General features: G+C 65.1%; 18 protein-coding genes. 9 read left to right on the plus strand and 9 right to left on the minus strand.

Annotated features, from left to right (window positions below; all coding sequences use genetic code 11):
- Positions 1 to 5: 5 nt before the first annotated feature.
- The 4 genes from I3J27_RS35440 to I3J27_RS35455 all read right to left on the minus strand — a co-directional run bounded on the left by I3J27_RS35440 (position 6) and on the right by I3J27_RS35455 (position 6,910).
- Positions 6 to 1,133 carry an AAA family ATPase gene (locus tag I3J27_RS35440; protein WP_270163450.1) on the minus strand — a complete coding sequence of 376 codons (1,128 nt, stop codon included), beginning with the start codon at positions 1,131 to 1,133 and terminating at the stop codon, positions 6 to 8.
- 164 nt (positions 1,134 to 1,297) lie between these two features.
- The gene (locus I3J27_RS35445; protein ID WP_270163451.1) at positions 1,298 to 4,459 is read right to left on the minus strand and encodes a multidrug efflux RND transporter permease subunit; all 3,162 of its coding nucleotides are present in this window, start codon (positions 4,457 to 4,459) and stop codon (positions 1,298 to 1,300) included.
- Between the two features lie 6 nt (positions 4,460 to 4,465).
- Positions 4,466 to 5,659: an efflux RND transporter periplasmic adaptor subunit gene (locus I3J27_RS35450; protein ID WP_270163452.1), complete on the minus strand. Its 1,194-nt coding sequence runs from the start codon at positions 5,657 to 5,659 to the stop codon at positions 4,466 to 4,468.
- A gap of 231 nt (positions 5,660 to 5,890) precedes the next feature.
- A complete protein-coding gene (locus tag I3J27_RS35455; RefSeq protein WP_270163453.1) occupies positions 5,891 to 6,910 on the minus strand; it encodes an SAM-dependent methyltransferase in 1,020 nt (339 codons plus the stop codon).
- A 167-nt stretch (positions 6,911 to 7,077) separates the two neighbouring features.
- Between I3J27_RS35455 and I3J27_RS35460 the strand changes: the two genes are divergently transcribed.
- The 4 genes from I3J27_RS35460 to I3J27_RS35475 all read left to right on the plus strand — a co-directional run bounded on the left by I3J27_RS35460 (position 7,078) and on the right by I3J27_RS35475 (position 9,907).
- Complete coding sequence (locus tag I3J27_RS35460) at positions 7,078 to 8,100, plus strand: flagellar motor protein MotA (protein ID WP_270163454.1); 1,023 nt, start codon at positions 7,078 to 7,080, stop codon at positions 8,098 to 8,100.
- 4 nt (positions 8,101 to 8,104) lie between these two features.
- Complete coding sequence (locus I3J27_RS35465; RefSeq protein WP_270163455.1) at positions 8,105 to 9,133, plus strand: peptidoglycan -binding protein; 1,029 nt, start codon at positions 8,105 to 8,107, stop codon at positions 9,131 to 9,133.
- Positions 9,133 to 9,582, plus strand: a complete 450-nt coding sequence (locus I3J27_RS35470) for a GNAT family N-acetyltransferase (RefSeq protein WP_270163456.1) — start codon at positions 9,133 to 9,135, stop codon at positions 9,580 to 9,582. Before I3J27_RS35465 ends, I3J27_RS35470 begins: the two co-directional genes overlap by 1 nt.
- 79 nt (positions 9,583 to 9,661) lie before the next feature.
- Complete coding sequence (locus tag I3J27_RS35475; RefSeq protein WP_270163457.1) at positions 9,662 to 9,907, plus strand: hypothetical protein; 246 nt, start codon at positions 9,662 to 9,664, stop codon at positions 9,905 to 9,907.
- A 534-nt stretch (positions 9,908 to 10,441) separates the two neighbouring features.
- On the opposite strand, the gene I3J27_RS35480 is transcribed toward I3J27_RS35475, so the two are convergent.
- Complete coding sequence (locus I3J27_RS35480; RefSeq protein WP_270163458.1) at positions 10,442 to 12,292, minus strand: ABC transporter ATP-binding protein/permease; 1,851 nt, start codon at positions 12,290 to 12,292, stop codon at positions 10,442 to 10,444.
- Between the two features lie 196 nt (positions 12,293 to 12,488).
- Here I3J27_RS35480 and rpmE point away from each other — a divergent pair, with 196 nt between their 5' ends.
- Complete coding sequence (gene rpmE, locus I3J27_RS35485) at positions 12,489 to 12,716, plus strand: 50S ribosomal protein L31 (RefSeq protein WP_027530154.1); 228 nt, start codon at positions 12,489 to 12,491, stop codon at positions 12,714 to 12,716.
- Positions 12,717 to 12,935: 219 nt separating this feature from the next.
- On the opposite strand, the gene rcdA is transcribed toward rpmE, so the two are convergent.
- A complete protein-coding gene (gene rcdA / locus I3J27_RS35490; RefSeq protein WP_270163459.1) occupies positions 12,936 to 13,445 on the minus strand; it encodes a protease adaptor protein RcdA in 510 nt (169 codons plus the stop codon).
- Positions 13,446 to 13,974: 529 nt separating this feature from the next.
- The gene (locus I3J27_RS35495; RefSeq protein ID WP_270163460.1) at positions 13,975 to 14,166 is read right to left on the minus strand and encodes a DUF1192 domain-containing protein; all 192 of its coding nucleotides are present in this window, start codon (positions 14,164 to 14,166) and stop codon (positions 13,975 to 13,977) included.
- Between the two features lie 112 nt (positions 14,167 to 14,278).
- Between I3J27_RS35495 and I3J27_RS35500 the strand changes: the two genes are divergently transcribed.
- A complete protein-coding gene (locus I3J27_RS35500) occupies positions 14,279 to 15,277 on the plus strand; it encodes an NAD(P)H-quinone oxidoreductase (protein ID WP_270163461.1) in 999 nt (332 codons plus the stop codon).
- Positions 15,278 to 15,428: 151 nt separating this feature from the next.
- On the plus strand, positions 15,429 to 18,305 hold the full coding sequence (locus I3J27_RS35505) for an EAL domain-containing protein (protein WP_270163462.1): 2,877 nt from the start codon (positions 15,429 to 15,431) through the stop codon (positions 18,303 to 18,305).
- A 107-nt stretch (positions 18,306 to 18,412) separates the two neighbouring features.
- Here I3J27_RS35505 and I3J27_RS35510 read toward each other — a convergent pair whose 3' ends face one another.
- On the minus strand, positions 18,413 to 18,682 hold the full coding sequence (locus I3J27_RS35510; RefSeq protein ID WP_270172971.1) for a DUF7662 domain-containing protein: 270 nt from the start codon (positions 18,680 to 18,682) through the stop codon (positions 18,413 to 18,415).
- Between the two features lie 165 nt (positions 18,683 to 18,847).
- On the opposite strand from I3J27_RS35510, the gene I3J27_RS35515 reads away from it, so the two are divergent.
- Complete coding sequence (locus tag I3J27_RS35515; RefSeq protein WP_270163463.1) at positions 18,848 to 20,344, plus strand: sensor domain-containing diguanylate cyclase; 1,497 nt, start codon at positions 18,848 to 18,850, stop codon at positions 20,342 to 20,344.
- Between the two features lie 149 nt (positions 20,345 to 20,493).
- On the opposite strand, the gene galU is transcribed toward I3J27_RS35515, so the two are convergent.
- Positions 20,494 to 21,369, minus strand: coding sequence for a UTP--glucose-1-phosphate uridylyltransferase GalU (gene galU / locus I3J27_RS35520; protein ID WP_270163464.1), 876 nt, complete (start codon positions 21,367 to 21,369; stop codon positions 20,494 to 20,496).
- Positions 21,370 to 21,572: 203 nt separating this feature from the next.
- On the opposite strand from galU, the gene I3J27_RS35525 reads away from it, so the two are divergent.
- Positions 21,573 to 22,955, plus strand: a complete 1,383-nt coding sequence (locus I3J27_RS35525) for a lytic murein transglycosylase (RefSeq protein WP_370691999.1) — start codon at positions 21,573 to 21,575, stop codon at positions 22,953 to 22,955.
- Positions 22,956 to 23,011: the final 56 nt, after the last annotated feature.

The raw sequence follows: 23,011 nt of genomic DNA on the forward strand, positions 1-23,011 counted from the left end.
AACGACTAAGAGTCTTCATCCTCCGACTCGTCTTCGCGATATTCACCGCCGATGGTCAGGCCCTCGATCGTCGTGGCGCCTTTCGACTTGATCACCCGGCGAAGCGGGACCGAGCTCTCGCTTCGCAAGGCCTCCATCAGCTGTTCCGAATGGGTGACGATCCAGATGTCGGCGCGGCTTGATGCCTTGGCGATGAGCCGGGCCAATGGTGCCAGCAGGGACGGATGCAGGCTGGCCTCGGGTTCGTTCAGCGCGATGAACGGCGGAAGCCGATAGCCCATGAACACCGCGAGAAGGCAGATGTATTTCAGCGTCCCGTCGGATAGTTCATGAGCCCTGAACGGCCGCGGCATCTCCTGCAATTGCAGATCAAACTCGCACAGGCCCCCCTCTTCCCATGCGCGCAGCTCAGCACCCGGGAATGCATCCTGGATCGCGTCCTGCAGGTCGGTGGCGTCTTGCCGAATGGTATAAAGTGTCGCCAGGGCCGCAGCCAAATCGCTTCCATCGGCGCTGAGCGAGGGCGTCGTGATCGCCAGGCAGGGCTTTCGTATCGGTGACGCCGGATCGGTGCGAAAGTCGTGATAGAATCGCCAGCCCAGCATGGCGTTTCTGATCAAATCGATTTCGGGGCATTGCTTGCCATCGGAAAAACCCGCAAGCGCCGTCTCGGACGGCAGCACCGCATCCTTGTGGCTGCTCCATGCGCCGCTGTCGCCGCGGACGCTGACGAGCGAATTTTTCCGCTCCATCAGCTGAACCGTTCGCTTGCCCTCCGTCGTCTCGATACTTTCGGTCTTGATCATCGGCTCGCCGGAAAACGCCGCCTCGAGCGGGCCGGGAAATCCGAGCTCAATGGAATATTTGATCCGGTCGAATCTGGCTGACAGCCGCAGTCGCCCATCCTCGCCGCGCTTGCGGATGCCGGACCAGCAGACCGAATTCAATCCGCCTTCGTCGGCGATCGTGCGAGTGATCCGCCCGGTCGCCGCGTCGCGCAACAGCGACAAGGACTTGTAGAGATTGGATTTGCCGACACCATTCTCGCCCACAAACACGGACAGGGGGTGGATGGGAATGGAGAGCCGCCGGATGGAGCGATAGTTGGAGATCGCAATGTCGGTCGGACGCATCACATGCTCTCAATCGGCGGGCGGTATGTGCATTCACGATGTGACGTGAATACATATTCGTTCAATCCAGGGATGCAGTCTGGATTGACGCCTCCGAGAAAGCAAGCGAACGGCCGTTCGACGTCGCGCGTCCAGTTCTGAAGCAATCAGAACCGATCCGGCGATCAGTGGCCGCCCCTTGCCGGCGCCGGCGGTCCGTACGCCTCGCCGTCCTTCGCCACCTTCGGCTCCCGATCCCCCGCCAGCACGCGCTGCACCGAGACGAAGAACACCGGCACCATCAGGAGCGCCAGGATCACCACCGCGATCATGCCACCCATCACCACGCTGCCGAGCGATTGCTGGCTGGCGCCGCCGGCGCCGTGGGCGATGGCCATCGGCAGCACGCCGCAGATGAAGGCGAGGCCGGTCATCAGGATCGGGCGGAAGCGCAGGCGGCAGGCCTCGATGGTGGCATCCACCAGCGGCTTGCCTTCCTTGCGCAGGTCCTTGGCGAACTCGATGATCAGGATCGCGTCCTTGGCGGCGAGGCCAATGATGGTGATCAGGCCGACGGTGAAATAGACGTCGTTGGGCAGGCCGCGCAGCATCGCCGCGACCACCGCGCCGACGATACCGAGCGGCACGGTGAGCAGCACCGCGAGCGGAATGGTCCAGCTCTCGTAGAGCGCAGCGAGACACAGGAACACCACGAACACCGAGAGTGCCAGCAGGAACGGGGCCTGCGAGCCAGAGAGCTTCTCCTGGAGCGACTGGCCGGTCCATTCATAGCCGAAGCCGCGCGGCAAGCGGCCTGCAAGCCGCTCCATCTCGGCGATGGCATCGCCCGAGGTGAAGCCGGGCTTGGCTTCGCCGGAGATGCGCACCGCCGGATAATAGTTGAAGCCGGCGATCTGCGTCGGGCCGCGCGCCCACTCGACCGTGGCGAAGGAGGAGAACGGCACCAGCTGGCCGCGGCTGTTCTTGACGTTGTAGTTGAGGATGTCCTCGGTCCGCATGCGGTCGCGGGCGTCGGCCTGCACCACGACGCGCTGCATGCGGCCGCGGTTCGGAAAGTCGTTGATGTAGTTCGAGCCGAGATTGGTCGAAATCGTGTTGTTGATGTCCTCGAAGGTGACGCCGAAAGCGCCGGCCTTCTCGCGGTCGATCATCAGGTTGACCACGCCCGCCTCGGGCAGGCCTTCGATATAGACCTTCTGGAGCACGGGGCTGGCATTGGCCTCGGCAATCAGTTGATCGGCGGCGCGCATCAATTGCTGATAGCCCTTCTGACCGCGGTCCTGGAGGCGGAACGAGAAACCCGAGGAGTTGCCGAGATTGTCGATCGGCGGCGGCTGCAGCGCGGAGATTTTTGCGTCGCGGATCGACGATCCCAGATCGCGGTTGATGTCGGCGACGATCGCGGAGGCGGCGTCCTTCGGCCCGCGCTCCGACCAGTCCTTCAAGGTGATGAAGGCCTGCGCGGTGTTCATGCCCTGCCCGGAGAAGCTGAAGCCGGTGAGGAAGGTGACATCCTTCACGCCGGGGCGTTCGGCGAGATACTTCTCGACCTTCTCGATCACGGCCTCGGTGCGAGGGTAGGACGAATCCGACGGCGTCTGCACGTCGGTGGTGACGAAGCCCTGGTCGTCGACGGGCAGGAAGCCGCCGGGCAGGCTAACGAAGCCCCAGGACAGGCCAACCAGCAGCGCCGCATAGACCAGCATCAGGCGGCCGGTGCGCTTCAGCGAGAAGCCGACGGTGCGGGAATAGCCCTCCTTGCCGCCCTCGAGCATGCGGTTGAACCAGCCGAACACGCCCCGCTTCGCATGGCCGTGGCCGGCCGTGACGGGCTTGAGCAAGGTCGCGCACAGCGCCGGCGTCAGCGACAGCGCGAGGAAGGCGGAGAAGCCGATTGCGGCGACCATGGTCACCGAGAACTGGCGGTAGATGATGCCGACCGAGCCCGGGAAGAACGCCATCGGCACGAACACCGCCATCAGCACCAGCGTGATGCCGATGATGGCGCTGGTGATCTGCGACATCGCTTTCCGCGTCGCCTCCTTCGGCGACAGGCCTTCCTCGGCCATGATGCGTTCGACGTTCTCGACCACGACGATGGCGTCGTCGACGAGGATGCCGACCGCGAGCACCATGCCGAACATCGAGAGCATGTTGATGGAGTAGCCGGCGAGCAGCAGGACGGTGCAGGCGCCCAGCAGCGCCACCGGCACCACGATGGTCGGGATGATGGTGTAACGGATGTTCTGGAGGAACAGGAACATCACCACGAACACCAGGACAATGGCTTCCACCAGCGTCGACAGCACCTTCTTGATCGAGGCTTCGACCACGGGCGTGATGTTGTAGGGGATCTCGTAGGAGATGTTGGCCGGGAAGAAGCGCGACAGCTCCTTCATCTTCTCCTCGACCGCGCTCGCGGTCGCCAGCGCATTGCCGGTCGGCGACATCAGCACCGAGAGACCGGCGGTCGGCTTGCCGTTCAGGCGGGTGTTGAACTGGTAGCTGAGGCCGCCGACCTCGATGCGTGCGACGTCGCGCAGACGCACGGTCGAACCATCCGCGTTGGCACGCAGGATGATGGCACCGAATTCGTCCGGCGAGGAGAGCTGGCCCTTGACCAGCACCAGCGAGGAGGTGCGCTGGCTCGACGTCGACGGCTCGGCGCCGATGCTGCCCGAAGCGACCTGCGCGTTCTGCGCGGCGATCGCCTTGTTGACGTCGTCGGCGGTCAGACCATAGCCGACCAGCTTGGCCGGATCGACCCAGACGCGCAAGCTGCGCTCGGTCGAATAGAGTGTGGCGCGGCCGACGCCTGGAATGCGGCGGATCTCGCCGAGCACGTTGCGGATCATGAAGTCGCCGAGGCCGACTTCGTCCAGGCTGCCGTCGGTCGAGTTCAGCGTGATGATCTGGAGCACGGCGCTCGAGGCTTCCTCGATCAAAATGCCCTGCTGGATCACCGCGCGCGGCAGGCGCGCCTCGACGCGCTTGATGCGGTTCTGCACCTCGACGGAGGCCGCGCTGGTATCGGTGCCCGGCTGGAAATTGGCGATGATCTCGACCTGGCCGAGCGAGTCGCTGGTCGATTCGAAATTGAGGATGCCGGAGGCGCCGTTGAGCTCCTCCTCGATCAGACGCGTGACGCTGTTGTAGAGGTTCTCGGGCGAGGCGCCGGGATAGCTGGTGGAGATCGAGATCGAGGGCGGCGCGATGATCGGATATTGCGCGATCGGCAGCAGCGGCACCGCAATCGCGCCGATCAAGCAGATGAACAGTGCGACCACCCAGGCGAAGATCGGCCTGTCGATGAAAAAACTCGGCATGGCGCGTTACCGCGTCAGCTTCTGGGCGTGCCGGTTGTCCGCGGTGGCGTCCGCTTCCGACCAGGATTGCGGCTTGACCTTGTCGCCGGCCGCGAACTTCTGGAACCCTTCGACCACGACCTTGTCACCGGCCTTCAGGCCCTCGGTGACGAACCAGAGGCCGTCCTGCACCGAACCCGTGCGCACCGGCTGCACCGCGATGTGGTTGTCGTCCTTGACGACGAACACCTCGCTGCCGCCGCCGCCATTGCGCTGGACTGCCTGCTGCGGCACCGCGATCGCGTCGCTATCGAGGCCCTGGTCGATGCGGACGCGGACATACATGCCGGGCAGCAGCTCGCGCTTGGGATTGGGGAATTCGCCGCGCAAGGTCACCTGGCCGGTATGGGCGTCGACCTTGGCGTCGGAGAACAACAGCTTGCCGTCGAGCGAATAGATGGTGTTGTCGTCGAGCACGAGACGCACCTTGGCGGCATCGGAGGCGATGCGCTCGAGGTCGCCGCTCTCGAAGGCGCGGCGGAGCTGGTTGAGCTCGGTTACCGATTGGGTGAAGTCGGCATAGATCGGATCGAGCTGCTGGATGGTGGCGAGGTTGGTCTCGTTCTGCACCGCGAGCGCGCCCTCGCTGACCAGGGCTGCACCGACGACGCCGTCGATCGGCGCACGCACGGTGGCATAGTCGAGATTGAGCTTGGCGCGCGCGAGATCGGCCTTGCGTCCCTCGACCTCGGCATGGGCCTGGCGCTCGGCCGCGATCGCCTTTTCGTTCTCGGCTTCGGGCGCGGCGCGCTGGTTGGTCAGCGTGGCGATGCGGTGCGCCTGCTGCTTGGCTTGCATCAGCGCAGCCTCGGACTTGGCGAGCGCGGCCTCATTGGCCATCACCTCGACCTCGAACGGACGCGGATCGATCCGGTAGAGCGGATCGCCGGCCTTGACCTCGCTGCCCTGGCGGAACAGGCGCTCGACCACGATGCCGGAGATGCGCGGCCGCACGTCGGAGACGCGCGTCGGCGCGATGCGGCCCGGCAGCTCGCGCACCACGGCGCGCGGCTGCGGCTTCACGATGACGATGCTGACGTCAGGATCGGCGGGCTGGGCGGCGGAAATGGCGGAATTCGATTCGTCGCAAGCACCGAGCAGCGGCGCCAAGGCCGCGAGCATCATTGCAACGCATGCCGATCGCGCGCGAAGTCCTGACATGAAGGTAAGTGCCCCGAGGTTGTTGATACTGATCAAGCGCCGCGCACGGCCCGTTCTGGGCGATTCTACGCGGCTGATGCGGTCAAGATAGAATGGAGTTGCTGCGACGCAACGCATCCCTCAGGCGGCTCATTGTCACACGGCCTATAGCGCTGAGGTCAGAAGGCTTTTTGGCTCTCACCGGATTGTGAGTCGGGTTCCATTACCGCGTGCTGCGACGGAATATCGCAATCACCCGGCGGCCTTCATCCGATATTGGCTGACGCCCCATTCGGTTCCATCGGCGTAGCCGAACAGGCCCGACGTGGCGAGGAAGAACCAGCGCCAGCGCCGCATCCACAGCCCGGTCTCCTCGCCATAGACCTGGCGCAAGGCCGCTTCGATGGTGTCGCGATGGGCATCGAAATTGGCGAGCCAGTCGTTCGCGGTGCGCTGATAGTGCGTTCCGCTCCAGCACCATTCCTTCTCGATCGCGAAGATGTCGCCGAACTGCCTGACGAGATGATGGCTCGGCATCAGCCCATCGGTGAGGACGTGCTGCGCGATCCAGTCCTCGCGATTGGCCCGGTCGATCAGGTGGGAGCCGGAGCGATGGGTGACGATGTGCATGAAGAAGCGCCCCTCGGGCACGAGCCATGACCGCACGCGCGTCATCAGCTTGCGCCAGTTCGTCATCTGCTCGAACATCTCGACCGAGACGATGCGGTCGAACTGCCCGTCGGGCGCGAACACGTTCATGTCCGCGGTGACCACACGCAAATTGAGCAACCCGCGCCGCTGCGCCTGTTCCTCGACATAAGCGCGCTGGACCTCCAAGTTCGACACCGCCGTGATCTTCGCATGCGGAAACTGCCGCGCCATCCACAGCGACAGCGAACCCCAGCCGCAGCCAAGCTCCAGGATGGTCTGCCCGTCGGCGAGGCCGGCATGCTCGACGGTCTGGCGCAACGCCTCCTCCTCCGCCTCCTGCAGGGTGCTGGCATCGGTCTTGTAGAAACAGGACGAATATTTGCGGTTGGGGCCGAGCACCTCTGCCAGGAGCGCCGCGGGCAACTCGCAGTGCCCGGCATCCGCGTCGTCGGCGATCGGTCGCAGCATCATCCGGCCGGCGAAGGCGGCATCGTCGGCCGCGCCCAGCGCGGACAGGCGCGTCGCCGTGCGCGAGCACAGGCGCTGGATCGCGGCACGGATCACGACATCAGGCAGCGGCACCCGTTCGGCGGTCCCGATGATCGTGGAAACGACGCTCATGCGGCCCCCGAATGGCGAGCTTTTGCAAACACCTGCCTATCAAAGCGCGGCTTCCGGTCCGGGTTCCCCAAGCTCTCCCCGAAATCGGCGCATCCGGCGCTTTTTTTGGGCTGGCGCTGTGCCATAGTGCGCGCCGCAAGCAAGTTTCGTAACGGATGATACCGGCCATGCCGCCTGGCGCCTCGCCCCGCTCTTCCATGGACATCGAATTCACCAAGCTGTCCTCGCCCAGCGTTTTCCTGGTCCGGATGCTGGTCTTCCTGGTGCTCTGCACCCTGGTGGGCGTGGTGCTCTACAAGCAGATCATCCAGGCCTTCTTCGCCAATCCCGGGCTCAATGCCCTGATCGGCGGCGTGCTGTTCATCGGCATCATCCTGGCCTTCCGCCAGGTGATCCGGCTCTATCCCGAAGTGTCCTGGGTCAACAATTTCCGCATCGCCGATCCCGGCCTTGCCCCCGCCCGGCACCCCAAGCTGCTGGCGCCGATGGCGATGATCCTGGGCGGCGAGCGCACCGGGCGGATGTCGATCACCCAGACCACGATGCGGCATCTGCTCGATTCGATCGCGACCCGCCTGGATGAGGCCCGCGACATCTCCCGCTACATGACCGGCCTCTTGGTCTTCCTCGGCCTGCTCGGCACCTTCTGGGGCCTGATCGAGACGGTCGGCTCGGTCGGCAAGGTGATCGACGGGCTCAAGGTCGGCGGCGATTCCGGCGCCCTGTTCGACACGCTGAAGGAAGGCCTCGCCGCCCCGCTCGGCGGCATGGGCATCTCGTTCTCCAGCTCGCTGTTCGGCCTCGCCGGCTCCCTGATCCTCGGCTTCCTCGATCTGCAATCGAGCCAGGCGCAGAACCGCTTCTACACCGATCTCGAAGACTGGCTGGCCACCACCGTGCGCGAATATGGCCACGGCGAAGTGGCTGTCGCATCCGGTGGCGGCGGCGGCGTTGCCAGCGGCGAGCTCCAGGCCGCGGTCGAGCGGCTCCGCTCCGTGCTGGAAGAAGGCAGCGCCAACCGCGGCACCACCGCGGCGATGGCGAGCCTTGCCGAAGCCATCCAGGCGCTGGTCTCGCACATGCGCACCGAGCAGCAGATGATCCGCGAATGGGCCGACGGCCAGGGCGAGCAGAACCGCGAGATCCGGCGCCTGCTGGAGCGCATCGCGCGTCAACCCGAGAAGGGTTAGCAATATGGCTCTGGCGCGCGGCCGCCGCGGCGATACCTCCTTCAACTACTGGCCCGGATTCGTCGACGCGCTGTCGACGCTGGTGCTGTCGATCGTGTTCCTGCTGTCGGTGTTCCTGGTCGTGCAGTTCTTCCTGTCGCAGGAGGTCACCGGCAAGGACAAGGCGCTGGAGCAGCTCAACGCCAAGATCGCGCAGCTCAACGAGCTGCTCTCGCTGGAGAAGCTCGGCAAGCTCACGCTCGACGACCAGGTCTCGCAGTTGAAGGCGGGACTTGCCTCGGCCGAGACCGAGCGCGACCGCATCAAGGGCCTCTATGACGGCCTCGCCGCCGCCGGCAGCGACGCGCAGGGCAAATCCTCCGAGCTCGGCAAGGCGCTGGATTCCGAAAAGGCCGTCTCGGCGCGGGCGCTGGCCCAGATCGAGGTGCTGAACCAGCAGATCAGCGCGCTGCGCCGGCAATTGGCGGCGTTGGAAGAGGCACTCGACGCCAGCGAGAAGCGCGACAAGGAATCGCAGAACCGCATCGCCGATCTCGGCTCGCGTTTGAACGTGGCGCTGGCGCAGCGCGTGCAGGAATTGTCGCGCTACCGCTCGGAATTCTTCGGCCGCCTGCGCGCCATCCTCGGCAACCGCCCCGACATCCGCATCGTCGGCGACCGCTTCGTGTTCCAGTCCGAAGTGTTCTTCGACACCGGACAGGCGGTGCTGCTGCCCGAGGGCCGCGCCGAGCTCGACACATTGGCGACTGCGCTGATCGAGCTCGACAAGAAGATCCCGAGCGATATCCCCTGGGTGCTGCGCGTCGACGGCCATACCGACGTGCGCCCGGTCAGCGGTGCGAACTTCAAGTCGAACTGGGACCTGTCCGCGGCCCGCTCCATCTCGGTGGTGCAGTACCTGATCTCGCTCGGCGTCCCCGCCCAGCGCCTCGTCGCGGCCGGCTTCGGCGAATTCCAGCCGCTCGATCCCGCCAACACGGAAGAGGCCTACAAGCGCAACCGCCGCATCGAGCTGAAGCTGACGGAGCGGTAGTGAGCGGCGCCGTCCACCTCCGCCCCTACCGACCCGAGGACGAAGCGGCCTCGATCGACCTCTGGCATCGCACCTGGCAGCAGGCCTATCCGCAGATCGACTTCGCTGCTCGCCTCGAATGGTGGCGGGAGCGCTGGAGGAAGGACCTGGTGCCGAAGGCCTCGATCGTCGTCGCCGAGCAGGACGGCGCGCTGACCGGCTTCGTCACCATCGACGGCGAAGGCTATCTCGATCAGCTCGTGGTCGATCCGGATCGCTGGGGCTCGAGCGCGGCGCGGCTCCTGGTCGAGGAAGCCAAGCGCCTCTCTCCGAACGGCATCACGCTGCTCGTCAACAAGGACAACGCCCGCGCCATCCGCTTCTACGAGCGCAACGGCTTTGCCCATGCCGGCGACGATGTGAATCCGACCTCGGGCCGGCCGGTGCTGAAGATGGTTTGGCGAGCGTGACGGCTGTCACGCAGGGATCCGCTCGCGTCCGTTATTCGTTGTAGCCAGAGTAGCGATGGCAAACGGATGGAGACGATCGATGCGGCTGAGCGATCTGGGCAAGGGGGCGTCGGTCTTTCTGGGCGTGATCGTCGCCGGATACGTGTCGACGGCCTATGTCGACCAGCGCTTCGCCGCGCCGGCGAACACCGCGAGTGCGCCTGCTTCGACGAGCAGTCCCGATCCGACGATCGGCCCTGCTGCATCGGCCTGCGTCGGCGAGGACGGAAGCTGGAAAAACTGGCCGTGGCCGAATGTGCCGGCGCTGTCGCCGAAGTGCAAATAAATCGGCCCCCCAAAACAGCGAAGACAACCCCTTGCACAGTAGCCGGCCATCTTGGGAGCCGGCGCGTCGTGCTCGACGCTATTTGGACGGCGGGGTCGATCCAACCGCCTGTGGGGGAAGACCAAAGCCGGTCCGAGCGTCCTCGGTATGCCAGGGCCGCCAAGCCGGTTCAGCGGCAACTCGTCTCGCGTCTTCGACACGCTCGGCCGCGACCTTCTCCCGATGTGTCAAGCCCGTCGAAGGGTCGCGTTCCTCAGGTTGGGCGGCGAAGCTCGCGTTGGCCAAGGCAAGCGCGATAACGGCCAGTGCAATTTTGATCATTACGTACGTTACACCACTTGCCTCTCAAGTTGCGAACTTTGTTTGACCTCAATCGCCGGAGGCCGCTCTCTCAGATTGGCCGAACTATTTTCCGTCGATCATCAGCAGGCCGCAGCCTATCGATTGCTCACGACTGTCTCGGAGTACGGGATCGCCGGCCTGCGCGGGCGACGACACTGCGGGTGAGGCGTCGCCTCAGTTTCACGCAGCGCCTCACGCCCCCTCGAACTGCAGCCTCGCCAGCCTCGCATAGAGCCCGTTCGCAGCCACCAGCTCCGCATGCGTGCCTTGCTCGACGATCTGGCCCTGGTCCATCACCAGGATGCGGTCGCAGGAGAGGACGGTCGCGAGGCGGTGGGCGATGACGAGCGTGGTGCGGTGCCGCATCAGCTCTTCGAGCGCGGTCTGCACCAGCGTCTCGCTCTCGGCATCGAGCGCGGAGGTGGCTTCATCGAGCAGCAGCAGCGGCGCATCGCGCAGGATGGCGCGGGCGATCGCGATACGCTGGCGCTGGCCGCCGGACAGCGTCACGCCACGCTCGCCGAGCGGAGTGTCAAAGCCTTCGGGCAGGCGGCGGATGAACTCGGCGGCATGCGCGAGCTCGGCGGCGCGCTCGACCTCGGCATCGGTCGCATCGGGCCGGCCGAAGCGGATGTTCTCGCGGGCGCTCGCGGCGAACACGTTGGATTCCTGCGGCACCAGAGCGATGCGGGAGCGGAAGTCGCGCGGGTCGGCGGACTTGACCGGCACGCCGTCGAGCGAGATTGCGCCGCCTCGCGGATCGTAGAAGCGCAGCAGCAGGTGAAAGATGGTGCTCTTGCCGGCGCCGGACGGGCCGACGATCGCGACCTTCTCGCCGGGGCGCACGGTGAACGACACCGCATCGAGCACCTTGACGTCGGGCCGCGCGGGATAGGCGAAGCTGACGCGATCGAAGCCGACCTCGCCGCGCGCCGGCACCGGCAGCGCGCGCGGCGAGGCGGGCGCCTTGATCTCCGGCTGCACGTGCAGGATCTCGAACAGGCGCTCGGCCGCGCCCGAGGCCGCCGAGACCTCGCCCCAGACCTCGCTGAGCTGGCCGAGGCCCGCCGCGGCAAAGGCCGCGTAGAGCACGAACTGGCCGAGCCGGCCCGGCGAAATCGTGCCGATCAGGACGTCATGCGAGCCGATCCAGAGGATCGCGACCACGCTGGCGAACACGATGAAGATGATGATGGCGGTGAGCACCGCGCGGGCCTGCGTGGACGTGCGCGCCGCCTCATAGGCCTGCTCGACCTCGCCGCCAAAGCGCTTCTCGGCGAGCCCTTCGCTGGTATAGGCCTGCACGGTGCGGATCGCGCCGACCAGCTCACCGGCATAGGCGGAGGCATCGGCCAGCGTGTCCTGCGCGTTGCGCGACAGCCGTCGCACCCAGCGCCCGAAGGCGACCAGCGGCAGCACGATCAGGGGAATGGCGAGCAGCACGAAACCGGACAGCCGCGGGCTGGTGATCACCATCATCGCAGCCGCGCCGAAGAACATCATCAGATTGCGCAGCGCGATCGAGACCGAGGCGCCGACGGCGGATTTGATCTGGGTGGTGTCGGCGGTGAGCCGCGACACCAGTTCGCCGCTGCGCGCGGAATCGAAGAAGGAAGGCGAGAGCGAGAGCAGATGGGCGAACACGTCGCGGCGGAGATCGGCAACGATGCGCTCGCCGATCGTCATCACGAGGTAGTAGCGCGCGGCACTGGCAAGCGCGAGCACGGCGACCACGGCGATCATCACCGAGAAGTAGCTGTTGATCAGCGCGATGCCTTCCGGCGTCAGGCCGAAATCGATCATCCTGCGCACCGCGATCGGCACCAGCAGCGTGGTCAGGGCCGCAACCGTCAGCGCGACGAAGGCCAGCGCCGCCCGGCCGCGATAGCGGGCCACATAGGGCGCGAGCGCCAGCAGCGGACGCAGCTTGGCGCGGCCCTTGGCAGGCTGCTCGATCAGCTCGGCTTCGATCGACGGGGCTTCTGCGGCGTTCATTGCAGGCCGATCGACATACTGGTCATCAAGCCGTTCCACTGCGCTCATGAGATCCGACCCATTGAATTCGTTTGCTCCCAATAGGCCGGTGCAAGGGTAGTGGCAAATCCGGGAAGTCCCTTAGGGGCAAGCCCGGTTCTGCCTGCTCGCACCGCTTGTTTTGCAGGCCCCCGTGGGGTATAGAGCCGCCAAATCCGTCATTCGATAGCCACTCAAGTAAGGCGCCGGGCGCCGAGGAATTGCCATGAAAGCCGAAATTCATCCGGATTATCATACGATTAAGGTCGTGATGACCGACGGAACCGAGTACCTGACCCGCTCGACCTGGGGCAAGGAAGGCGACACGCTGAACCTCGACATCGACCCGAAGTCGCACCCGGCCTGGACCGGCGGCAACGCCCAGCTGATGGATCGCGGCGGCCGCGTCTCGCGCTTCCAGAAGAAGTTTTCGGGCTTTCTCAAAAAGGATTGATCCCGCCCTCGAGGCCGGAGACGAAAAACGCCCCTGGGAGACCAGGGGCGTTTTTGTTTGTGGGGCAGGTCCTCAGCCAAAGCCGGGATTTCGTAGGGTGGGCAAAGCGCAAGCGTGCCCACGAAACCGTTGTCGTGATCCTCGAGCGAGAGATGGTGGGCACGGCGCTTTGCGCCTTTGCCCACCCTACGAGAGCGTGCTCCTACGGCACCTGTGAGCCTACCGCTCGAACGCGGCCTTCAGCGCGTTGAGGTGCGGCACCAGCGGATTGCCGATCGCGGGCAGCTCGGCCGGCGGGGTGTGGATCGTGGTGTCGAGGCGGCGAACGCGGGTCTGAAGGCTCATCGAGCGATGGATCAGGTCCTGGAGCTGCGAGGGCAGCTTCTCGATGGAGTCATTGGGGCCGGGATCGGCGGCGGAGAGCTTGACCTTGGTCTTCTCGCGGTTGGCCTGGACCAGCGTCATCTCACCTTCCTTCACCGCGCGGTGCAGCAGCAGCCACGAGGCGAGCTGCATCAGGCGCGTGGTGAGGCGCATGCTCTCGGTCGCATAGGTCAGGCTGACCGCGCGGTCGAGCGCCTTGGCCTCGGTACGGCCGGCGCCGTCGAGATAGGCGGCGGTCTCTTCGACGAGATCCATGCCCTCGCGGAACAAGGTGCCGAACGCCGCGGAATTGGTGAACCGCTCGCTGAGTTGAACGAGAGCGCCGTCGGCTTGCAAACGTTCCATGGTTAACGCCTCTTACGCAACTGTTTGACTGTCCGGCTTTGGCGCCGGCTTATGATGAACAAATCATTGCGCGCCGGGAGCGCGGAGTCCAGCGACAAGCACGGATATGGTTTCCGCGGGTCATTCCTCGGAATTCAACCGGGGCTAGACGCAAGAGCGGGGAGATGACGCAAAAAAAGAGCCGCCGGAGACCGGCGGCTTTGAAAGTTGATAACAGGGAGGCGTCAAACAGAGTGGACAGGAGCCACTCGGTGTCCAAACGAGGACAGTTCCAGTCATAAACCCGAAAGCTTAATCGGGAGTAAACGAGCTAAATTTTTGAGAGTTCGTTAGCCATGTCGGTCAGTGGCCGAGTGGGTGTGGAACGATCCCTCCATGGATCGCTTGCGGCGGAGGCCGAAAGTAAACCCTCATGGTGAGGAGCGCGCCCTTCGCGCGCGTCTCGAACCATGAAGGCCCGGCTCTCGCTCGCGGCCATCCTTCGAGACGACCGCTTCGCGGTCCCTCAGGATGAGGACCACGGGGGTAGCTACTTCTTGAAAAAACTATCCGCCGCATCGCGCGAGGCGCGCTTTTTGGTGGCGGCTTCCTCCAGCCTCACGATCTCGGTCTTGAGCAGCGCGACACGCTCGGTCAGTTCCTCCACCGACAACAGTGAGAGATCCTGTCCGATGTCATGGCTGATCTTCCTACGCGGCTTGTCGTCGTCTTCCGTCGCCATCGTCGTTCCTCCTGCGTTCGCGTCACAAGCAGTTGAGGCGGTTGCCAGCTTGGACCGCGCTGGCTAAGCAATGGCCTCGCTCCATCCCGCTACCTTTGCCCAAGGACACATCATGGACAAGCTGCCCGCGCAAATGACCGTGGTCGCCATCTCCAAGCCCGGCGGACCGGAGGTGCTGGTGCCGGAACAGCGGGCGCTGCCGCAGCCCGGCCCCGACGAGATTTTGGTGAAGGTGCAGGCCGCGGGCGTCAACCGGCCCGACGTGGCGCAGCGCTCCGGCGCCTATCCGCCGCCGCCCGGCGCCAGCGACCTGCCGGGCCTCGAGATCGCGGGCGAAGTGGTGGCCGTCGGCAGCAACGCCAAGCGTCACAAGATCGGCGACAAGGTGATGTCGCTCGTCGCCGGCGGCGGTTATGCGCAGTACTGCATCGCCCAGGATGCCCAGGCGATGAGCGTGCCGCCGGCCCTGTCGATCAAGGAAGCCGGCGCGCTGCCGGAAACCCTGATGACGGTCTGGCACAATGTGTTCGAGCGCGGCGGCCTGAAGGCCGGCGAGACGCTGTTGATCCATGGCGGCTCCTCCGGCATCGGCACCATGGCGATCCAGCTCGCGAAGGCGTTCGGCGCGAAGGTGTTCGTCACCGTGGGATCGCAGGACAAGATCGATGCCTGCCTCAAGCTCGGGGCCGATCGCGCCATCAATTACAAGACCGAAGATTTCGTCGAGGTGATCAAGGCGGAGACCAACAAAGCGGGCGTCAACCTGATCCTCGACATGGTCGCCGGCGAGTATGTCGACCGCAACTATGACGCCGCCGCGGTCGACGGCCGCATCGTGCAGATCGCGACCCTCAACGGCCCCAAGGTCACCGTCAACATCGCCAAGGTGATGGTGAAGCGCCTGACCCATACCGGCTCGACGCTGCGCCCCCGTAGTAATGCGGACAAGGCGGCGATGGTGGCCGCGATCGAGGCCAAAGTGATGCCGCTTTTGCGCGAAGGCCGGGTCAAGCCGCTGATGGACAGCTCTTTCCCGCTGGAAAAGGCATCCGACGCGCACCGGCGCATGGAGACCTCCGCACATATTGGCAAAATTGTGTTGGAGGTCTAGGCCAACGGCCGACGGGGCAAGGCGGAAACCCTTTGATTTTCCTCGCTTTCGTGGCATCTATCGCGACGCGCCGAACCATCTTGTTCCGTTCGGAAAACGCCTTGCACTGACGATCCTGCACTGAAGAGTTTGCGAACGCGGAGAACTGACCTTGCGTCTGATCAGGTGCCTCGCGCCCATAGCGCTGGGCCTCATGATTCTCGTCGCCGCGTCCCCGGCGCGCGCACTCGACGCCGTCAGCGTCCGCGGTGACGCGCCCGCGATCGACCTCACCGGTGTGCTCGAGCACCAGCGCAGCGATGCCGATCGTATCCAGGTTTCGACCGCGCCCGGCACCGACGGCATTGTCCGCCGCATCGAGGTGCGCGCCCGCGAGGGTGGTCAGAACTGGGTGGTGTTCGCGCTCGCCAACAACACCGACGACCAGCTCGACCGCCTGATCGTCGCTCCGCATTACCGCATCGTCTCCTCAGGGCTGCTCTGGCCCGACCTCGGCCTGTCGCGCATCGCCACCATCACGCCGTCGATCGGCGATCGGCCGGAGCGGCAGGAAAGCGCAACCGCCGACGTGTTCCGCATCACGCTCGACCCCGGCGCCGTCGTCACCTTTGTCGCCGAGCTGCGCACCGACAAGCTGCCGCAGCTCTATCTGTGGGAGCCGGAAGCCTACAAGGACAAGGTCAACTCGTTCACGCTGTATCAGGGCATCGTGATCGGCATCTCCGGCTTGCTCGCGCTGGTGCTGACCATCCTGTTCGTGGTCAAGGGCAGCATCATGTTCCCGGCCGCGGCGGCGCTGGCCTGGGCGGTGCTGGTCTATATCGGCGTCGATTTCGGCTTCTGGGGCAAGGTGCTCGACATGTCGAACAACGCCGAGCGCATCTGGCGCGCGGCGGGCGAGGCGATCCTGGCCGCGACGCTGCTGGTGTTCCTGTTCGCCTATCTCAATCTCAGTCGATGGCACGTGCGCTATTCGCACATCACGGCGCTCTGGCTCCTCTTCCTCGGGGCCCTGGTCGCTCTGGCGCTGTTTGATCCGGCCGTGGCCTCCGGCATCGCGCGCATGTCGCTGGTGCTGATCGCCTTCGCCGGCTTCGCGCTGATCGTCTACCTCTCCACCCACGGCTTCGACCGTGCGGTGCTGCTAATCCCGACCTGGTTCCTGCTGGTGGTCTGGGTGGTTGCGGCCGGCATGACGGTGGCGGGGTCCGTCACCAACGACATCGTCGGCCCTGCCCTGCTCGGCGGCCTCGTGCTGATCGTGATGCTGATCGGCTTCACGGTGATGCAGCACGCCTTTGCCGGCGGCAGCGCCACCACGGGCGTCGTCTCCGACATCGAGCGCCGCGCGCTGGCGCTGGCCGGCTCCGGCGACCTGATCTGGGACTGGGACGTCTCCGCCGACAAGGTTTTTACCAGCCCCGAGACCGAAGCGCTGCTGGGCCTCAAGCGCGGCACGCTCGAAGGGCCCGCGGCCTCGTGGCTCGAGGTGCTGCATCCGCTCGACCAGGACCGTTTCCGCGCCGCGCTCGACAGCGTGCTCGACCAGCGCCGCGGCCGCCTCGTCCAGGATTTCCGCCTGCGCACGCCGGACGGTCACTTCATGTGGTTCGCGCTGAAGGCGCGGCCGGTGGTCGGCTCGGATGGCGAGGTCTCGCGCGTCGTCGGCACCCTCACCGACGTCACCGAGCTTCGCAATGCCGAAGAACGCCTGCTGCACGATTCCGTGCATGACAACCTCACCGGCCTGCCCAACCGCAAGCTGTTCATGGACCGGCTCGGCGGCGTCGCGAACTTCGCCAAGACCATGCCGACGCTGCGGCCGACCTTGATGGTGATCGATCTCGACCGCTTCAAGCAGGTCAACGATTCCGTCGGCATCGCGGTCGGCGATTCCATCCTGCTGACGCTGGCCCGCCGCCTCACCCGCATCCTTAAGCCGCAGGACACGCTGGCACGGCTCGCCGGCGACCAGTTCGGCCTGATCCTGCTCTCCGAGCAGGACCCGGCCCGCATCACCGCCTTCGCCGAGACCATCCGCAAGACCATCCGCGCGCCGATCGCCTTCAACGAGCGCGAGATTTTTCTCACGGCTTCGATCGGCCTCGCTCTGTCCGATCCTCAGACGCAATTGACGGACGAGATCATCAAGGACGCCGAGCTTGCGATGTATCATTCCAAGCGCATCGGCGGCGACCGCATCGACGTCTACAAGCCGGCGATGCGCGCGCGGAAGACCGACCGGCTGACGCTGGAGAGCGAGCTGCGCCGCGCCATCGAGCGGCAGGAGCTGACGATCCTGTACCAGCCGATCGTGCGGCTGGAGGATCGCTCGATCGCCGGCTTCGAGGCGCTGGCGCGCTGGGATCATCCCAAGCTCGGGCGCATGGCGCCGTCGGAATTCATCACCATCGCGGAAGAGACCGGCCTGATCGTCGATCTCGGCATGTTCGTGCTCGACCAGACCGCCAAGCAGCTGTCGATCTGGCAGCGCGCGATGCGCTCGCGCGAACCGATCTTCGCCTCCGTCAACGTCTCCTCGCGGCAATTGCTGCGCCACGATTTGATCCACGACATCCGCACCGTGCTGTCGCGCTCCTCGGTGGCGCGCGGCACGCTCAAGCTGGAACTGACGGAATCGCTGGTGATGGAGAATCCGGAGCACGCGGCCCAAATGCTGACGCGGATCCGCGAGCTCGGCACCGGGCTGTCGCTCGACGATTTCGGCACCGGCCATTCGTCGCTGGCCTATCTGCAGCGCTTCCCGTTCGACACCATCAAGATCGACCAGTCGTTCGTGCGCACCACCAATCGCGGCACGCGGCCCGTGATCCTGAAGTCGATCATCGCGCTCGCGCACGATCTCGGCATGGACGTGGTCGCCGAAGGCGCCGAGACCGATTCCGACGCGGTCGAGCTCTACCAGATGGGCTGCGAATACGCGCAAGGCTTTGCCTTCGGCGAGCCGATGGATGCCGATGCCGCGATGCGCCTCTTGACGGAAGTGCGGCTGGAAGCTGCGAGCTGATCGCGCCACGAGTCAGGTCTCGTAGGTGGGCAAAGGCGCACTTGCGCCGTGCCCACGATCTGTCTCGGTTGGAGGGCACGCTTCGCTTTGCCCACCCTACGAGACTTTCAGCCTGGCCTGCGTCCGTCCTTCTTCAGCTTCGTGAACCGCACGCTCTGGCCATCCGGCATCCGCATCGCCTTGAAACCCGCGGCGAGGCAGGCTTCGCGCTGCGGCATCTGGATGTCGGGGCTGCGCAGGCTGTCCCACCATGAGGCACGATTCGCCGCCCGCGGCAGGGCCGCGCCGATGATCTCCTCGATCTGCTCGAAGCTCAGCACCAATTCCGCCTGCTTCTGCCGCATCAGATAGTCGCGCAACGCGTCGTAGTCGTTCACCGTCGTCCTCTCGTCGAAAGCGAAATCTGCTCCAATGAGCCTGCTCGCCGGGCCGCCGAAAACCGTCAGCCGCATCAACCGTTTCTTAACTCATCGCGGCGTCGCCGTCGCGGTTTAAACACTATGCAAGCTTTCGGGCGCATCCACTGATGTCGGGAGCAAACGATGTTGTCTGGATGGCGCGACGTCACGGCCCGCCGGCCGTGGCGCATTTCGGCGAAGCTGCTGATCATCTCGTCCGTGGTGACGGTGATCGGCTTTTCCGCCATTTGCGTCAACGTCATGCTCGACATGCGCCGGGGCGAGGAGGCGCTCGCCCGCCAGACGCTGGAGAATCTGGCGACGACCATCGAGTCCGACGTCAGCCGCAACATCGAGATCTACGACCTGTCCCTGAAGGCGGTCGCCAGCAACATGCTGCTGCCGGAGATCAACACGGTCTCCAAGACGATCCGTCACCTCATCCTGTTCGACCACGCGACCACCGCGAGGCATTTCGGCGCCATCCAGGTGTTCGACGCCGACGGCAGGCTGACCATCGACGCCTCCACGCTCGATCCCCTGCCAGAGAACCGCGCGGACGAGGACTATTTCAGGATTCATCGCGACAATCCGACAGCCGGGCTCTTCATCAGCCGTCCGATGCTGTTCCGCGGCGCCTACTCGATCGTGCTGAGCCGGCGCATCAGCGACACCGACGGCGGCTTCATGGGGGTCGTCGCCGGCTCGATCCGCTTCAGCTATTTCCACGAATTGTTCGAGCGGCTGAACCTCGACCCCAACGACACCATCACCGTGCTCAGGCGCGACCGCACCATCATGATGCGGCGGCCGTTCGACCTCGACATCATCGGCAGGAATTTGAACGACCGCCAGAACTGGAAGGCCGACAATCTCCCGATCGGCACCTCCTATTCCGGACAGGGCCCGGTCGATCCGACGCCGCGGCTTTATGTGCGCAGCGGCGACGGCGGCCCGCTGTTCGTGGTGGCGGGCAAACCCCTGACCGCGGTGTTCGCGCTCTGGCAGAAGGAGGCGTTTCGCATCTGCGCCGTGGTGCTCACGCTCGCGCTGTTCGTGCTGGGATCGACGCTCGTGCTCGCGCGCGAGATCGGCCGGCGCGCGGAGGCCGAAAGCAAGCTCGAGGAGATGGCGACGACGGACGCGCTCACCGGCCTGAAGAACCGCCGCAAGTTCGATTCCGTGATCGACGCGGAATGGCGGCGCGCGATGCGCCAGAAGACGCCGGTCGCGCTGCTGATGATCGATGCCGATCACTTCAAGGCCTATAACGATACCTACGGCCACCAGGCCGGCGACCAGGTCCTGGTCGGCATCGCGATCTGCATTTCCGATTCGGTGAGCCGCGCCGGCGACTGCGCGGCGCGCTATGGTGGCGAGGAATTCGCCGTGCTGCTGACGAACACGTCTGCAACCGACGCCTTCAAGGTCGCCGAGACGATCCGCGGCAAGGTGCAGGGCTGGTCCGGCGACGGGACGATTTCGACGGTCTCCTGCGGCATCGCGAGCCTCGTTCCCACGACCGGCATGGACTGGCCGATCCTGGTCGCCGCCGCCGACAAGGCGCTCTATGCGGCAAAAGCCGGTGGCCGCAACCAGTCGGTGGTCGCGACCCTGCCGAAGCTGTCGCTGGTGGCGTGAGGCTCGGTGTCGTCCCCGCGAACGCGGGGACCCATAACCACAGGGAGAGGTTTGGCGAAGACACGTCGTCCGGTATTCCTACCGAACGTACCCGATGGATCACGCGGTATGGGTCCCTGCGTTCGCAGGGACGACGGCGGAATGTGTAGCTACTGCCCCAGATACTTCTTCATCTCCGCAATGAGCCCGTCGCGCAGCTCGGGCCGCTTCAGGCCGTAGGCGATGTTGGCGCGGAGGAAGCCGGGCTTGGAGCCGCAATCATGGCGCTCGCCCTCGAACTCGACGCCGTAGAACTTTTGCGACTTGGAGAGGCCGATCATGGCGTCGGTCAGCTGGATCTCGCCGCCCGCGCCGCGCTCCTGGGTCTCCAGGATCTTGAAGATCTCCGGCTGGAGGATGTAGCGGCCGGTGATCGAGAGGTTGGAGGGCGCGGTGCCCTTGGCCGGCTTCTCGACCATGCCGTCGACCTCGAACATCTTGCCGGTGCGCTTGCCAACGCCGCAGATGCCGTATTGGTGAGTCAAATGGTCAGGCACGGCCTCGACCGCGATGACGTTGGATTTCTCGCCGAGCGATGAAGCCGTCTCGATCATCTGCTTCAGGCAGCCGGTCGTATTGAGCACGAGCTCGTCGGGCAGCACGACCGCGAACGGTTCGTTGCCGACGATGTCGCGCGCGCACCAGACCGCGTGGCCGAGGCCGAGCGGCGCCTGCTGACGGGTGAAGCTGACGGCGCCGGCCTCCGGTTGATTCTGCGCCAGGATCTCCTGCTCGGCCTTCTTGCCGCGCGCGGCGAGCGTTGCGTCGAGCTCGAACATCCTGTCGAAATGATCTTCGATGACATTTTTGTTGCGGCCGGTGACGAAGATGAAATGCTCGATGCCGGCTTCGCGCGCCTCGTCATAGACGTACTGGATCAGCGGCTTGTCGACGATGGTCAGCATTTCCTTCGGCATCGCCTTGGTGGCGGGCAGGACACGGGTGCCGAGGCCGGCGACGGGGAATACGGCTTTGCGAATTTTCATGGGATTGATCGAATACCTGAGGACGTGAAGGGAGCAATGGTGTCTTGCTAGCTTGTTTGCAGCCGCTAACAAAGGCGGATGTGGGGCCTCGCGATCACAGAGTTAAGAAAAAATCAGCCACTAAAATTTCACCTTTGTTAAGCTATTGGCAACAGGTACCGGGCCTCTTGATGGCGGATTTTCGGCCGGACAGGTGAGGTATGATGCAATCGGTGGCAGCGCTGGCGAAACGTGCTGGATTTGTGACCAGCAGAGCGATGGTTGCGGCTGCCTTGCTGCTGCCTGCCGGCGTGAACGCCCAGTCGCAAAACGGCCTGTCGAACCTGTTCGGCGGTATTTTCTCCGGCCAGACTCAGACGCCTCCGCAACCGGCGCCCGGCTCCGGCGGCGCGTTACCCTGGACCGGCGAGGACGGCGCCTCCGGTCATCCGCTGATGACGGCGGCCGCGATCCGCGAGGCTGCGGGCAACTTCAACAATTGCGTCGCGGGGATGTGGCCCGATGCCGCACGACGCAACATCACCCAGGAAAACTTCCAGCGCTTCACGGCCGGGCTCTCGCCCGATCTGCGCATCATGGATTTGATGGACTCGCAGCCGGAGTTCACCAAGTCAATCTGGGACTATCTCGACATTCTCGTGAACGACAACCGTCTCGCCAAGGGCCGCGAGGTACTCGCCAAATACAAGGCGCAGTTCGACGCTACGGAAAAGGCCACTGGCGTCGATCGCTACATCATCGCCTCGATCTGGGGCATCGAGTCCAATTACTCGACGCAGATGGGCGACCGCAGCGTGCTGCAATCGACCGCGACGCTCGCCTGCATCGGCCGCCGCCAGGCCTATTTCAAGGACGAATTCCTCTCAGCGCTGGAGATCCTCAATCGCGGCGATCTCAGGCCTGAACAGATGCGCGGCTCCTGGGCCGGCGCCTTCGGCCCGACCCAGTTCATGCCGACCGCGTTCAAACGCTTTGCCGTCGACGGCGACGGTGACGGCCGCCGCGACGTCGTCGACAATCCCACCGATTTGATCGCCTCCACCGCCAACAATCTGAAGAAGGACGGCTGGCAGGCCGGCCAGTCCTGGGGCTACGAGGTCGTGGTGCCCAAGGACTTCAACTACATGCTAGCCGATCGCGCCAAGGCGATGACGATGGCGCAGTGGGAGAAGCTTGGGCTCAAGCGTCCGAATAACCAGCCGTTCCCGCATCCGGCGGAAAAAGCCTATCTGCTCGCGCCGGCGGGCGCGCAAGGCCCCGGCTTCCTGATGCTCCAGAATTACCGCGTCATCATGAAATACAATCCGGCCGAGGCCTATGCGCTCGCGATCGGCCATTTCGCCGATCGCCTGCGCGGCGGGCAGCCCTTCGTGCAGCCCTGGCCGCGGCAGGAACGGGAGCTGTCGCGCACCGAACGGCTGGAACTCCAGCAGCTTTTGGCCCAGCGCGGCTTCTACAAGGGCACCCCCGACGGCCAGTTCGGTGGCCAGACGAGGGAAGCCCTGCGCAGTTTCCAGGCCTCGATCGGGGTCCCCGCCGACGGGTTTGCCTCGTCCGACGTGCTGGACCAGCTGCGCAGGCGGTAAAATCGCGCCGAAAGTAACCCTGAACAGGGATTTTGGCCGGCCACCTTGACGGGGGC

It is taken from the genome of Bradyrhizobium xenonodulans (assembly GCF_027594865.1).
In the GTDB taxonomy this organism is placed as follows: domain Bacteria; phylum Pseudomonadota; class Alphaproteobacteria; order Rhizobiales; family Xanthobacteraceae; genus Bradyrhizobium; species Bradyrhizobium xenonodulans.

What these genes read in the sequence shown, in the direction of transcription:
- I3J27_RS35480 (WP_270163458.1), bottom strand. Translation starts at nt 12,292, where the DNA reads ATGAGCGCAGTGGAACGGCTTGATGACCAGTATGTCGATCGGCCTGCA.
- I3J27_RS35440 (WP_270163450.1), bottom strand. Translation starts at nt 1,133, where the DNA reads ATGCGTCCGACCGACATTGCGATCTCCAACTATCGCTCCATCCGGCGG.
- rpmE (WP_027530154.1), top strand. Translation starts at nt 12,489, where the DNA reads ATGAAAGCCGAAATTCATCCGGATTATCATACGATTAAGGTCGTGATG.
- galU (WP_270163464.1), bottom strand. Translation starts at nt 21,369, where the DNA reads ATGAAAATTCGCAAAGCCGTATTCCCCGTCGCCGGCCTCGGCACCCGT.
- I3J27_RS35495 (WP_270163460.1), bottom strand. Translation starts at nt 14,166, where the DNA reads ATGGCGACGGAAGACGACGACAAGCCGCGTAGGAAGATCAGCCATGAC.
- I3J27_RS35500 (WP_270163461.1), top strand. Translation starts at nt 14,279, where the DNA reads ATGGACAAGCTGCCCGCGCAAATGACCGTGGTCGCCATCTCCAAGCCC.
- I3J27_RS35445 (WP_270163451.1), bottom strand. Translation starts at nt 4,459, where the DNA reads ATGCCGAGTTTTTTCATCGACAGGCCGATCTTCGCCTGGGTGGTCGCA.
- I3J27_RS35465 (WP_270163455.1), top strand. Translation starts at nt 8,105, where the DNA reads ATGGCTCTGGCGCGCGGCCGCCGCGGCGATACCTCCTTCAACTACTGG.
- I3J27_RS35455 (WP_270163453.1), bottom strand. Translation starts at nt 6,910, where the DNA reads ATGAGCGTCGTTTCCACGATCATCGGGACCGCCGAACGGGTGCCGCTG.
- I3J27_RS35460 (WP_270163454.1), top strand. Translation starts at nt 7,078, where the DNA reads ATGCCGCCTGGCGCCTCGCCCCGCTCTTCCATGGACATCGAATTCACC.
- I3J27_RS35475 (WP_270163457.1), top strand. Translation starts at nt 9,662, where the DNA reads ATGCGGCTGAGCGATCTGGGCAAGGGGGCGTCGGTCTTTCTGGGCGTG.
- rcdA (WP_270163459.1), bottom strand. Translation starts at nt 13,445, where the DNA reads ATGGAACGTTTGCAAGCCGACGGCGCTCTCGTTCAACTCAGCGAGCGG.
- I3J27_RS35515 (WP_270163463.1), top strand. Translation starts at nt 18,848, where the DNA reads ATGTTGTCTGGATGGCGCGACGTCACGGCCCGCCGGCCGTGGCGCATT.
- I3J27_RS35525 (WP_370691999.1), top strand. Translation starts at nt 21,573, where the DNA reads ATGCAATCGGTGGCAGCGCTGGCGAAACGTGCTGGATTTGTGACCAGC.
- I3J27_RS35450 (WP_270163452.1), bottom strand. Translation starts at nt 5,659, where the DNA reads ATGTCAGGACTTCGCGCGCGATCGGCATGCGTTGCAATGATGCTCGCG.